Below are 14861 nucleotides of genomic sequence, written 5' to 3'. Positions count from 1 at the left end.
AAAATTCCCCCTCAATGGAAATACAGTAAATTGTTTCCATTGAGGGTTTTTAGTTGATTTCACTCCCTCTCTCTATTAAGCTTATTTCAGCTAACCCTTATTTCTTCTTGGCTTTCACTCACTCATTCGCCATTTCATGTATTCACAATTGTAAAAACGGCTTCTCTTGATTTTTCTTCCTAGTCGTTGTCCTGTCGCCATTACTACACTGGACTGATGACGGTATTAAGGTTTATTTGCGGAAAATCTTTACTTTTGTGACATTCTATTGGACTTATTGAAATTTTTAAACCACCATGTCTGAATATAATCACAAGGAAATAGAACCTAAATGGCAGGAGAACTGGCAAAACCAGAATATCTATCAAGTAAAATTAGACCCCAATAAACCCAAATACTATGTACTGGACATGTTTCCGTACCCTTCCGGGGCCGGACTGCATGTAGGTCATCCTTTAGGTTATATTGCTTCAGACATTGTTTCCCGGTATAAGCGTCTGAAGGGATTTAATGTATTGCACCCAATGGGCTTTGACTCGTTCGGTTTGCCGGCAGAGCAATATGCCATCGAAACCGGGCAACACCCTGCAATTACTACCGAAAACAATATCGCTACTTTTAAAAAGCAGCTCAATAAAATTGGTTTTTCTTTCGATTGGAGCCGAGAGGTAAGAACTTCCGACCCTAATTATTATAAATGGACCCAATGGATTTTTGGGCAACTTTTCAATGCATGGTACAACCAAGACAGCGATAAGGCAGAATCCATTGATTCCTTAATTGCCCGGTTTGAAAAAGAAGGCAACAGCAATATTTCTGCGGCCTGCGATGAAGACACGCCTTCATTTTCTTCGGAAGAATGGAACAACTTTACCGAAGAACAAAAAGCCGAAATGTTGTTAAAATACCGTTTGACACATCCTTCGGAAGCAGTGGTCAATTGGTGTCCGGCTTTAGGTACCGTACTGGCAAACGATGAAGTGAAAGACGGCTTTTCCGAAAGGGGTGGGCATCCGGTAGAGCGTAAGAAGATGAAGCAATGGATGATGCGAATTACCGCGTATGCCGACCGTTTGATCTCTAACCTCGACTCCTTAGAATGGTCCGAATCACTGAAGGAAATGCAGCGAAACTGGATCGGAAAATCCCAAGGTTGTGAGCTGAATTTTAAAGTGGTAGATTCTGATATTGAACTTACGGCTTTTACTACCCGTGCCGATACTATTTTTGGGGTGACCTATATCGTTATTGCTCCGGAACACGAATTGGTAACACAATTGACGACTCCGGAACAAAAAGAAACTATAGAGGCCTATGTACAAACTGCCGTGAACCGCTCGGAAAGAGAGCGAATGAGCGAGGTAAAAAATGTATCAGGTGCTTTTACCGGCTCATATGCAATCAATCCTTTCTCGGGAGAAAAAGTGCCGATCTGGATTGCTGACTACGTGTTGGCAGGCTACGGAACCGGTGTAGTGATGGCCGTGCCTTCTTCCGATGACCGGGATTTCCGCTTTGCCAATTATTTCGGTTTACCCATCATCAGAGTGATTGAAGGAACCGAAGAATTGGAAAACCCTTGTGAAATAAAACATGGCAAAATGATCAACTCCGGCTTCTTGAACGGCATGGACTCCGTAGCGGCCATAGCAGCCATCAGTGCCAAAGCAGAAGAGCAGGGAATCGGAAAAGTCAAAGTCAATTATAAAATCCGGGATGCGGTATTCAGCCGCCAACGTTACTGGGGAGAACCGGTACCGGTATATTTTAAAGAAGGAATCCCTCACTTGCTTGAAAATGAGGAGTTGCCTTTGGAATTGCCCGCAGTAAATGAATACAAACCTACGGAAACCGGAGAGCCGCCTTTGGGCCGAGCCACGGATTGGAAATACCAAGGACAATACCCTTACGAGTTAACCACTATGCCGGGTTGGGCCGGATCAAGTTGGTACTTCCTCCGTTATATGGATGCCAATAATGAAGAGGAATTTGTGAGCCAGGAAGCGGTAAAATACTGGAACTCCGTAGACCTGTATATCGGAGGGACCGAGCACGCCACCGGGCACTTATTATACAGCCGCTTTTGGAATAACTTCTTGTTTGACATGGGATTGATTCACCATAAAGAACCTTTCCAAAAGTTGGTCAACCAAGGGATGATTCAAGGACGCTCTAATTTTGTTTACAAAGTTAAAAATGAAAATAAATTCGTCTCATTAGGATTGAAAGATCAATATGAGGTATCCACACTACATGTAGATGTCAATATTGTAGAAAACGATGTATTGGATATTGAGGCGTTTAAAAAGTGGAGGCCGGAATATACGGAGGCTGAATTTGTCTTGGAAGATGACAAATACCTCTGTGGATATGTGGTGGAAAAAATGTCTAAGTCTAAATACAATGTGGTCAACCCTGATGACATGATCGCAAAGTACGGAGCAGATACGCTGCGTATGTACGAAATGTTCTTAGGCCCTTTGGAACACGACAAGCCTTGGAATACCCACGGAATTGACGGAGTAGCTAAATTCTTGCGAAAACTCTGGAGACTTTTCCATGATAACGAAGGAAGCTTGGTTGTCACGGAAAACGAACCTGCCAAAGAGGCCTTGAAAGTACTTCATAAAACCATCAAAAAGGTGGAAGAAGACATTGAGAACTTATCCTTCAATACTTCTGTGAGTGCCTTTATGGTCTGTGTCAATGAGTTAGCCAGTATGAAGTGTAATAACCAAAAAGTGCTGAAAGATTTACTGGTCATTTTATCCCCTTATGCCCCTCATATTTCCGAAGAGCTTTGGAGTAAATTAGGGCAGTCGGGAAGCGTTTTGGATGCCAACTTCCCGGCTTGGGACGAAACTTACCTGAAAGAGGATGCTCACGAATATCCTATTTCGATTAACGGTAAAATGAGAGTTAAAATGACCTTTGCACTGGACATGTCTCCCAAGGATATCGAAGCGGAAGTATTGGCCAATGAAACCGTTCAAAAGTGGCTGCAAGGCAAAACACCTAAAAAGGTCATCGTAGTGCCCAAGAGAATTGTAAACGTGGTCATTTAAGGCCTGACCTTTTGAAGAGTTTGAGCAAATCATCTGTTCAGAAACATGATTTATAATTTGTTTTGATAAGAATATACAAAAAATCTCTTCCGGTCCTTGTACATGATTGGAAGAGATTTTTACTTTACTAAGTATTCCTGTTTTTTTGCATTTAAACCGAAAGCTTTTCATTGACAGTTCGACTTCTTTGAGCATGAAGTGGTTTACATTTATAGCTTTTGACCGAACATGGAATCAAGACCGGCTCATCAAGGCACTTTTTAAAGAGAATAGCCAAAGCTATTGTTGAAAACAGTAAGACAGAGAAGGTGTTTTTGAAACATTTTCCAGGAAAAAGAAAAAGGTTAATTCACTGCCATCATAAAATTCACTATTTGATAAAGGGAGGCTCGAAAATTCGATTGTTTGCGAACCTGTAATCCCCGACATAGGAATCTTTCAATACAAAAAATAAATAGCAAACATACTCTTAGTACACTTCACTCAAACAACAATCTTTTTAACAAAAGGACCAATACAGAATGGGACATCTCGGAAAAATATATGTCATTGCTTCACTTCTTCTTTTCACGCATGTTACCTGGGCGCAAAATACCTACAAAGCCAAGGGGAAAGCCGCTTTTTATGCGGACCGGCTCCACGGACGTCCTACGGCCAGCGGGGAGCCTTATGACAAAAATGCCTTTACGGCCGCACATAAGACCTTACCTTTTGGCAGTATCCTTTCAGTCAAAAATCTAAACAATGGCAAACAGGTACAGGTAAAGGTCAATGACCGGGGGCCTCACACTCCCGGGCGCATTATTGATATTTCCAAGGCAGCCGCCATTGCTTTGGGAATGATTGACCAAGGCATTGCAGATGTAGAAATTACGTTAGTAGATCCCAATGCCAACCCGGCCTATTTGCAACCGGCCGTAGAAGCTCCGGCAGAGCAAAATAATTATGCCCAACCGGCAAGCGAAGCTCCAAACACTGTCAATTATTCTCAACCGGCCGTAGAGGCCCCGGCAAACAACCCTTATACTCAGCCGGCTGTGGAACAACCTGTAGTCACTTCACCCAATCCGGTAACCGTGACTACAGTAGCACCCCAAAACCAGCAACCCGTATCTCAAAATACAGTACTCGCTTCAGTGGGTGATCAACAATACGGCTTGGCTTCTTATTATCCGGATAACCGGAATGGGGTGATGACCGAAGCCGGAAATGCCTATGATATGAACCAATTACTGGCTTCGCATGCTACCGCACCCATTAACAGTTTGGTCCGGGTGGAAGATAAGGCGACAGGCAACACGGTAGTGGTTCATATAGTAGACCGGCCGGATACCAAATACATTATTAAAGAAGGAACGGTTATACTACTTTCCAAAGCCGCTGCTGAAAAAATCGGAATGGCCGGAAAATTATCCATTCAAGCCAATTTGGAAATTGTCGCTTTGGATTGGCAAAAACCTCAAGCCCAAACACTACAGGTTCAGGCAAAAGCAGCGCCTACTGCTTTCAAAGCCGCTGAAGAGTTCCCGGAAGCTACAATTTTGATTGAAACTCAAGAAGAAAAAGTAGAAGAACCAAACATTCCGGAACAAGTGGAAGCAGCCTCCGTCAGCACTCCGGTGATTGTTTATCCGGAAATGTCCGTAGAGGAACTCACCCAGGTGTTCTTACCGCCACATACCTATACCTTGGAAGGACAAAAGGTAAAGCCGGTAGGTTATGGTGTACAAGTCCATGTATTTTCCAATATCAAATCTGCCTTTCAAAAAGCATTGCACTATCAGCAAATCCAATTTAACCATGTTTACTTACAAGCGGGTTGGCAAAACAAACAAAAAGTGTACAGGATATTGTTGGGTAGTTTTCACAGTGAAGAAGAGGCAAAACCTCTGTTGCAGTTTATACAACAATCAGGTATAAAAGCCTTTGTGAAAAAGCATTATGATCTGAGCAAGTAAGAGCAGGTTTCAATTTCATTGAAACAAAAACAAATTTCAAACATACTCTAAGGATAAAAAACAAGGCGGAAAATAGTTGCTATTTTTCCGCCTTGTTTTTTTTATTCTGATGCTTATCTATCGCTTACTTTGAGAATCATCTGACCGGATGTATTGAATTACGGAAGGATCACAATCGCAATCCAACCCGTAATTATCCCGGTGTTTGTAAAGAAACTTAAACTCCGTTCTCCGGTTAAAGTCATTTTTACAACCGTCATAAGTCGTCTCTGTATCTACCGGATACTCATAGGTATATTGGCATTTTTTCATCCGGATTTTCAACAATTCCAACTCCTCTTCCGAACTTCCTATTTGGGTAAATAATTTCACAATATAATCTACCGCAGCTTGGTTTCTTCTACCTGATAAAGCCAGGTTATCGTAATTTCCATCCAGAGGGCAGCGATCCGTATGGGAGCTCATTTTCAAATCCAGATGGGGATAAATCTCCATCACTTTCGCTACTTTGGTAAGTTCGTCTTCGGGTTTCACCAGTTTTTGTACGAAAGCCGGTAGGTTAGGAAATTTTTGAGGATCGGGTGCGGCAAAATTGTACCGGATGTTCCGGATTACCGTCACTTCTCCCTGGCCTATGTTCGCCTCGTCCAATAAGTTTACCAGTTGGGTCCGTTTGGCCGGGTTTTCCATTCCGGAGATGTCTATCACTTCATCCAGGTTTGCTAAGAACATCTTATCCGGCTGTTCCGTATTGATAAAATAATTTAAAGCTCCTTTTTGTACCAGTTCATACAAGGTGTTGCTTTTCAAAGGGGTCTCCGTCAACTCGTATACGTCTTTATTGAATGAGATCAAACACTGCTGTTCACTTTTTACATTTGCCAACACAATCATATCGGCAACAGCTCTTGGTTCCAGACAGATTTTCACCCGGTAAATTCCATCGGCAGGTACTTGATCCAAACTAAACGTCTCCATTGATGACCATTTCGGACGGTATCCCGGTGCACTGGCCATAAACGAATAATCTCCTCCTAAGGCAAACTTATGGAACCACACCACTCCGTCTTCCGCGGTTTTACTACCGAGCAATTCAGCTTGATCGCCTTTGTGAAAAGCCACCTCTGCTCCCGGAAGCGGAGCTCCTCCGTTTTCACTATCGCAAACTGTCACTTGAATTTTAACAATTTTAAACTGGTAAATATCATCGTCCCCTGAACGGTCGGAAGAGAAATACCCTTTCACCCCGTCTTTATCCAGGATCAACCCAAAGTCATCCTTACTGGAATTAATGGAATTGTTTTCTCCGGATAATGAAGTATCTCCCAGATTAACCGGATTTGTATATTCATTTCCCACAATCAGGGATTGATAAATATCCAAGCCCCCAAACCCTCCGGGCCTGTTTGACGCAAAAAACAAGGACTGATTTCCCAGCCTGTCGGTATGGATATACGGGAATACTTCGTTTCCTTCGGTATTCACCTTTTCACCCAAATTCACCGGTTCGGTCCAACGCTTTGCTTGTCCGTCATAATCACTGTAATACAAATCCGAACCTCCAAACCCTCCGGGATAGTCCGCAGCAAAAAACAAGCGTTTTCCATTGGCTGTAAGCGCAGGGTGTCCTTTAGAATAGCGTAAATTGTTGTACACCGAGTCGTTTGACAAAAAATGAATAGGATTCACTTCCCATGTATTATCTCCCGATTGATTTGCCGAGAATAGTTGAATCCGGTTAATATTGATATTGGATAGCCTTGGGTTATTTTGCTTGAATAGCTTTCTTTCGTCAAAAGTATTCCCGGTAAAAATCATTTTCCGGCCATGATCTAGAAAGGCTACCGGCCCCTCATTATAAGTCACATTCCGGTCTTTATTGATCAACTTCCGAATGCCTTGCCCCTGTCCCGCACTGTCCAATTTTACAATGTATAAATCCAAGGGAGATCGTTCCTCACCGTTAATGCTACTCACTTTGGAGCCGTCAATATCCCTTTCGGAAACAAACACAAGGCTATCTTTATAGAAAGCAGGGCTAAAATCCGATACCGAAGAATTAATCGGCAAGCTGTCAATGTAATAAGTAGTTTGGGAAATCAACAAATTCTCATTTTGCATTTCGATCAGTTTTTGCAGTTTGGAATAGTGTTGAAACCACTTTTTGGACTCGTGATATTTACCCCGGATATTTAACATTGCCTGTGCCAAGTGCAAATAATCCGAAGGTTTGACAATTCGCTGATAGCTGTACGCTTCAGGCAGGTCCGGGGCCGCCACTCCACTGTATTCCCAACATTCAATATGGCGGTCGTCCAGAGCGACTTTATTTAAGATCGAATCATTTGCCAGATAGCTTTCCAACTCCTCTTCACTGATCACTTTACTATACCACTCGATGGCTTTCAGATCCTTGCGGATAGCAAAATACGAGCGGGCAACCTGTAAATCATACCCTTGCTTTTCTTTGGAACGGCTCCGTAGGGTGGCATACATTTGCATGGCCACTTCAAACTTGCGCTCGTCACAATACAGACTGTCAGCTACTTGCTTTAATCGCTGCCGGTCTTTGTAAATTTTTTTATACCATTTATACGCTGCCCCATAGTTGTAAATCTCCACATAACAGCCGGCCAATTTCATCAATACTTCCTGGGAAGCCTCTTCATTTTTACTTTTTTTGTAAATCTTCTTATAAAGGCGGGCAGCAGGCCGATACGCTTCCTGATAATACAACTCATCGGCTTTGCTTAACAACTCGGAATTTTGTTGCGCCTGACCGGGATTGCTCCAACTGACCAGGACAAAAAAGAAAAGTAAAGTATATATACGTTTCATGGGCTTTTGCTAGTTCAAAGGAATGAATTTAAATACCTGTGCAATAGAGAGAAACAGTTTAAAAATACCTGGGGGTTAAAACGATTTTCTTACTTAAATCGAAGCGATAGTTGAGCATGATTTCATGCGAACCATTTTGCACGGTACGCAAATCAGTCGTTGTCGCAAAATCATAAGAATACCCCAACCGAAAGGCCGGAGTGGCTTGTAATTCCAACAAAGCGGCAAATGAATCTAAGGAGCGATACGACAAGCCGATACCCAATATCTCTTTTAAATATACACTGGCATTGATATCCATTTGTACCGGTGCTCCTTCCACTACCTTCAGCAAAGCATGGGGTTTTAATTTCACCGAAGGACTCAGGTCAAAAACATACCCACTGTACACTACATAATGCCTTTCCATATCCGAAACGGAGACCGCATCATCAGCCGTTTCGATGGTTTGGTTGATCAAGTGCGGCACGGAAATCCCCAGAAAAAAACGATCGGAATAGTAATACACTCCCGCCCCAAAATCGGGCAAGGTTTTGCTCACATCGCCATTGGTATATACATCATCCGTTTTGTCTTTGGGATTAAGTTTTGAAAAATTATCCCGGTAAAAGCGCATCCCTGCTTGCAAGCCAAAAGACAGTTTACCCAAACCCATAGGTACTTTATAGGCAAAAGCCGCCGAAATAGAATTGGTAGTGGTAATACCGATTTCGTCTCGGGTAAAGGAAATACCCGCAGCTGTATTCAATTTCAAGGGCATATGCGCGGTAAATGTCTGGGTATTGGGCGCACCCTCCAACCCTGTCCATTGTTTACGCGCCAAAGCAGTAATACTGATAGTTTCATGACTACCCGCATAGCCCGGGTTAATGGCCATGCCGTTGAACATATATTGTGTAAACATGGGCTCCTGTTGTGCGAAAGCCGGACTTCCCACCAACATTGCGATAAACATCAGCCCTGTATACATTTTGATCATTTGATTTCTCATAGGATATCGCTGTTATATAAACAGTTAATAATCATTTTCGAGATTACTCGGACGAATCCAAGCATTGAAAGAATATGCAGGAAGAAGATTGTCTGTCCCCTTCCTGCACTTCGAATATTAGCGAGCTACTTTAATAGTTCCGTTGTACTTGCCTTGCCCCCCTCCCAGTTCGAGTATGTAAAAATAGGTTCCGTCCGGCACTAGTTCTTCTCCTGGAGCAATGCCCCCGTTCCGGTTGACTTGCCCTCTCCAAACCACAGATTCGTTGTTGTATCCATTCACTTCATAGATCAAATTGCCCCAACGGTTGAATATCTGTACTTTGTTATTCGGAAAGCGCTCGATACCATCGATGACCCAAGAATCATTTTTCGTATCATCGTTAGGGGTAATCAGGTCGTAAATAATCAATGGCACTTCCTCCACCTGAATCTCCACTTCAACATTTTCACAATCACAGGTATTGCATACTTGGTATATAAAGCGGTCGGTTCCTTCAAAGCCCCTTTTTGGTGTATAAATAAACTGACCATTTTCTAAAATTTCCACGCTTCCGTTAGCAGGTGCCTCTATAGGTTCGGTCTGGTAGGTCAATGACTCCGGATTTTCATCATTCTCGGATAGGTCTCCGGATATTGGAGTCAGCCAGTCAGTAGTATAGAAGTCCGGTTTTGCTACCGGTTTGGAGCCGGTTTCTACGATAAAGGTTACGGTCGCATCCTGACATCCTTCCTCACAACCGTCCCAACAAGCAGTATAAACCAATTGATCGGTTCCTCCATATCCTTCCTCAGGAACGTAAGTGAAGGTACCATCCTGATTGTCGATGAATTGCCCATGGACAGGCTCTTCTTTGACTGTGAGTACCAAAGTACCTGTTGCTCCTTCCGGCAAATCATTGTTTAAAGGATTAATGCCTTCTAACGGAGCTCCACAAGCTGCAGTGTATTCATCATCCAGTGCAGTAAATTCTTCCTCACATGGCTCTCCAGTATCATCTTTACAAGTAATGGTCACAGTTGCGGTAGAGCAACTTACTTCACAACCTTCAATATTGACACATACTTCATACGTAAAGCTGTCGAAACCTTCAAAAGAAGTGCCTGGAATATAGATAAATTTCTTATGGGCATTAAAAGTCAAGGTGCCGAAATTGGGTCCCTGATCGGGTAGAATACGGATGGAAAGCTCCCCTTCCGGAATTTCATCATTGGCCATTACATCCAATTCCATTTCAAAAGGTAAGACACAACCTGTATGTTGGAAGTAATCGTCCGTTGCTGTTACTTCTTCACAGGGTTCGGTTCCATCATCATTACAACGCAACACTACCGTAGCCTGCGCACAAGTTTCCTCACACCCGTCTCTCTCTACACAAACCTCATAGGTAAAAGAATCTTCATCAGTAAAGCCATTGTCTGCTTCATAACGGAAGGTACCGTCTCCATGGAGTACCAATCCGCCGAAATCAGGCCCCTTAACGACACGGATGCTTACCTCTCCCAAAGGAATGACATCGTTGTCAAACACATTGCCTTCAAAGATGGCCGGCATTACACAATTTTGGCTTTCAAAAAGATCATCTTCCGTTTGAACTTCCGGACAAGGCTCCCCTCCCCCGTCATCACAACGCAAGGTTACCGTAGCCGTGGAACAAGATGTGACACAACCGTCCCGGACAACACATACTTCGTAAGTAAAGGAATCTTCACCACCAAAGGTTGGGTTTGCTTCATAGCGGAAAGTGCCTGTTGTTTCATCCAAAGCAACTGTTCCGTTCGCAGGTGCTTGCTGAATCGTAATACTGATTTGTCCTAAAGGAATAGCATCATTGGTAAGAATATTTCCTTCAATGACAAATGGTAAGCTGCAACCTTCCTGCTCAAATAAATCGTCTTCTGCTATTGCTTCCTGATCACAAGGTTCGCCACCACCATCGTCACAACGCAATGTTACGGTCGCCACTGAGCAACTGATATCACAACCTTCTTTTTCAACACAGACTTTATACGTAAATTGATCCGTACCGCTAAAAGTAGTATTTGCCACGTATTTAAACTCTCCGGTTTCCTCGTTGAATGTCAACACTCCAAAGTCCACTTCGTCCAGCACTTCCAATGTCACAGTACCTTCGGGCACTTCATCGTTCTCTGTCACATTACCTTCGAGAATCAACGGAAGCGAACAATTTTCACTGCTATAGTCATCGTCTTGGGCCTTTACAGGAGGACAAGAGCCATCCCCGTCTCCGCAAGTCAGCACCACCGAAGCTTCCGAACACTTCACTTCACAGATGCCATTATCCATGCATACCCGGTAAGTGAAGCGGTCTTCTCCTTCAAAATTGACAGACGATGTGTAGTTAAAATTTCCCTCCTGATCAATCGTCACCCTTCCTTTTTTAGGATACTCTACAATTTCCACTTTATAAATTACACCAGGAGTAAGGTCATCGTTTTCAAACATATTTCCGGTAAAATCCGCCAAGGTTCCGCATTGTGTTACCTCATACGCATCGTCTTTGGCTTCGACCACTACCTCGTCACACTGTTGCTCACATTTGATGATCACCCATGCCACGTCCGATTTGGCTTCTGTCAAACATTTGGGATCGTCAAGAATCTGATACTGAATGGTATCAACTACCGGGCGAATATCCTTGTCTTTTAATGTATAAGTAATTTCTCCGGTACTGCTGTTGACTTCCACTTCTCCAAAACGAGGTTCTTGTAATAGGGGCAGAGAGATAAAAATGGGGTCGTTATTTACATCGGCATCGTTGTCCAATACATTGAAGGAAATGCTATTACCTTCACAAAACTCAATGACATCATCGTTCGCTTCCGGAGCCGAATTCACAGCATGGTAATAGGAAGCAGGAGTAATTTCTACTACTCGGGTTTCGGAAGGCTTGACCAATGCCGTAGCCACTTGCCGGCTACCTACATAATTCGGGTATTTCACCTCTACCAAGTATTCCACATCCGGCCCCAAAGGCAAGCCAAAGTGAAGACGTTGTGGGTCTTGTGTTCCATGTCCTGTTCCTCCGTTCACTTCTTTGAGCGGTGTGACATATTCTCCCTCACAGGTTTTCAAACGAACCGTTGCTCCCACTGCATAACGCTTCGGATGTGCACCCGGATTTCCGGAAATTCCCCGTTCTTCCCAAACATCTACCATTACATAATTCTCTCCGTATTCACTTTGGTGGAGATCATTCACCCATAATTGGTTTTTGCCTCCGTCAATATTCAGATACAGATCCAAGTCACCGTCCTGGTCAAAATCTACAAAAACACATCCTTCGGCATCCCCTTGAATATTGATCCCCCGGTTGTCTTTCACAAACGTCATTGCCTGTCCTGCATTTGGCCCTTGCACCGGATCATTCAATTGATTGATATAGAGAAAACTACTCCCTTGATCATCTGCCAAAAACAGGTCAATATCTCCATCGTTATCTACATCGCCACCTGCCAGAGCATCAATCTGATTTCCAATATTAACAGGTATTCCGGTGGATTCTCCCAAAGGGGTAAAGCTTCCATTTTGATTTTCAAAAATCTGGGTTTTGTCACTGGCTGTCCAAACCAAGTCAAAATCACCGTCATTGTCAAAGTCATAAAAAGCCGCTGACCCTTTGTTCAGGTTGTCGGTTTCTCCAATTTCCACTCCCTTAATAAAGTGTCCGGGGTTATTCGGATCGTTTTGCATCAAGTCTATCGCTCCTTTTTTCCGGGTGATAAAATCAATCAACCCGTCATCGTTGTAATCGGCCACTGCGGCATAATCCCCATCAATTGCCTGGTCAATCAAACCGATAACGGCAGGATTGACATGGACAAAGTTACCTGTAGCAAAACCTTGATTTTCATATATTTCCACACCCCAGTTGTGATTTTCGATCAACAAGTCCAGGTCCCCGTCATTGTCATAATCCAACACACCGATACCTTCCGTGTTCATTCCATTGGGAATTCCGTTCGGAGGATTGGTATCTTGTGTATTGGAAGTATATAACACAAAATTCGGCTTTTGGTCCGTCCCTATTCCAAAAGAATACGCCGGACTGCCGTCTTTCCCTGTATTAAAATACACCTCAAGCCGCTGGTTGGAGTTGCGGATAAAATCTTTATACCCATCGTGGTTAAAATCGGCGATTACCAAACTGCGTTCCATCACGGAGACACCAGGTAAATTGCCTGCAACACAACCTTTACAATGTGTAGCCGTAACATCCGTAAATTGCCAATCAGGTGCTCCGGTAGAAAAATACACCCGTGTACGATGAGAGGCATCGTCTTGAAAAGTATTGACGATTAAATCCAAGTTTCCATCGTTGTTCAAGTCTCCGAAAGAAAACCCACCTTCTTTTTTACCATCCAAATCTACTCCCTGAGTTGCGGCCTTCTCGGTAAAAGAGTGCTGGGCTGCCAAAAAGGTACTTTTTAGTAATAAAACAAGGATCACTATCCTGATGAATGCAGTATTCTTGCTCATATATATTTCAAGGTTTATTACTTTGAAACTATTTAATAGCTTTCACTGGGCGTTGATTACACTTATAGTTAGTTGTTAATTGATTGTATTCATTAAAAAAATGAAGAGGTGCTAGTGATGCCCGTAAATGCTTAATTGAAAAATTAAAAGATGTTGTAAAATTGGATGATTTTTCTGGTATAAGGCAAATCACTTCACTTATATTAACATTAAATAAAAAAATCATTTACTTTTAATTTATTACAAAAATGACTTTTCACACTATTACATACAGTTATAAAATTACAAATAACTATAAACCAATAGTTTACAAACAAATCCCCTTTGAGTAAAGTCATTAAATTACAAGTTAAAACCTTATCAAATATTTAATAATTACTATTTTTTATATATTTAACACAAAAAAATTACACTAACACAATACCTCAAAAAAGAAGAAGCCCATTGTAAGATTCCCCCCTCTATTCAAATCAAAATTTCATAATATTGCAGTCTGTAAGACAACAAAGTTTTCACTACCTGAACTTGTTTAGTACATTCATCAACTAACAGAGAAATAAAACACTGACCTCATGATCCAATTCAATTATACAGGGATACTCCTTTTTTGCTTTGTATGCTTCACCGCTTGTAATAAGCAGCAGGAAAAAGCCAATACTTCCACAGAAGAAATCATCATAGATCCGAATAGTGCCTCCGACTACCTGGTCACCATCCAAACCAGTAAAGGCAGCATGAAAGTCATCCTGTTTGACGAAACCCCAAAGCACAAAGCCAATTTCTTAAAATTGGCGCAGGAAGGCTTTTACGATGATTTACTTTTTCACAGGGTAATCGAAAGCTTTATGATTCAGGGAGGTGACCCCGAATCCAAAGAAGCAGAAACCGGAGAGCGACTGGGCAGAGGCAACCCCGGATACACGGTTCCTGCAGAGTTTCATTCGATGTTATTTCATGAGAAAGGCGCCTTATCTGCCGCCCGTTTAGGCGATGCTCAAAACCCCGAAAAGGAATCTAACGGCAGTCAGTTCTTTATTGTGCAAGGAAAAAAGTTCAATGAAGAAGAGCTCAAAACCGCAAGAGTCGACTTCAACAATTTATATAAATACTTCATCCAATTGATCGACCGGGACCAATTTTATGACCTTAAAAACTCTTACTTGGAACTTCAGCTTCAAAACGATCAAAAAGCCCTTGAAGAAATGATCTTGAACTTGAAGGATACAATTGAGAATATTTATAAAATTGAACTGGACAAACCACTCTCAGAAAAAGAAATTTCTTTATATACGCAAAAAGGAGGATTTCCCAGTCTGGACCAGGAGTACACGGTGTTTGGAAAAGTAGTGGAAGGCCTTGAGATAATTGATCAAATAGCAACCCTTCCTACCGATGACTACAACCGGCCCAAGGAAGATATACGTTTTAAAGTCAGTTTTGAAAAAGTACCCAGAAAAGAGATTATTCAAAAATACGGAGAGGTATATACGAAATAGATATATACTTTAA

General features: G+C 42.4%; 6 protein-coding genes. 3 read left to right on the top strand and 3 right to left on the bottom strand.

Annotated features, from left to right (window positions below; all coding sequences use genetic code 11):
• Positions 1-296: 296 nt before the first annotated feature.
• Positions 297-3065 carry a leucine--tRNA ligase gene (leuS, locus tag AAG747_RS15800; protein WP_346822164.1) on the top strand — a complete coding sequence of 923 codons (2769 nt, stop codon included), beginning with the start codon at positions 297-299 and terminating at the stop codon, positions 3063-3065.
• Positions 3066-3586: 521 nt separating this feature from the next.
• Positions 3587-5023 carry a septal ring lytic transglycosylase RlpA family protein gene (locus AAG747_RS15795; RefSeq protein ID WP_346822163.1) on the top strand — a complete coding sequence of 479 codons (1437 nt, stop codon included), beginning with the start codon at positions 3587-3589 and terminating at the stop codon, positions 5021-5023.
• 117 nt (positions 5024-5140) lie between these two features.
• Here AAG747_RS15795 and AAG747_RS15790 read toward each other — a convergent pair whose 3' ends face one another.
• The 3 genes from AAG747_RS15790 to AAG747_RS15780 form a co-directional block, all read right to left on the bottom strand.
• Positions 5141-7861, bottom strand: coding sequence for a hypothetical protein (locus AAG747_RS15790; protein WP_346822162.1), 2721 nt, complete (start codon positions 7859-7861; stop codon positions 5141-5143).
• A 58-nt stretch (positions 7862-7919) separates the two neighbouring features.
• Positions 7920-8852: a PorP/SprF family type IX secretion system membrane protein gene (locus AAG747_RS15785; protein ID WP_346822161.1), complete on the bottom strand. Its 933-nt coding sequence runs from the start codon at positions 8850-8852 to the stop codon at positions 7920-7922.
• Between the two features lie 117 nt (positions 8853-8969).
• A complete protein-coding gene (locus AAG747_RS15780) occupies positions 8970-13352 on the bottom strand; it encodes an Ig-like domain-containing protein (protein WP_346822160.1) in 4383 nt (1460 codons plus the stop codon).
• A gap of 572 nt (positions 13353-13924) precedes the next feature.
• Between AAG747_RS15780 and AAG747_RS15775 the strand changes: the two genes are divergently transcribed.
• Positions 13925-14848: a peptidylprolyl isomerase gene (locus AAG747_RS15775; protein WP_346822159.1), complete on the top strand. Its 924-nt coding sequence runs from the start codon at positions 13925-13927 to the stop codon at positions 14846-14848.
• Positions 14849-14861 lie beyond the last annotated feature (13 nt).

The organism is Rapidithrix thailandica (assembly GCF_039710355.1).
Classification (GTDB): Bacteria; Bacteroidota; Bacteroidia; order Cytophagales; family Flammeovirgaceae; genus Rapidithrix; species Rapidithrix thailandica.
The sequence above is the reverse complement of the archived record's forward strand: the minus strand, read 5'-3'. Positions and strand labels throughout refer to the sequence as shown.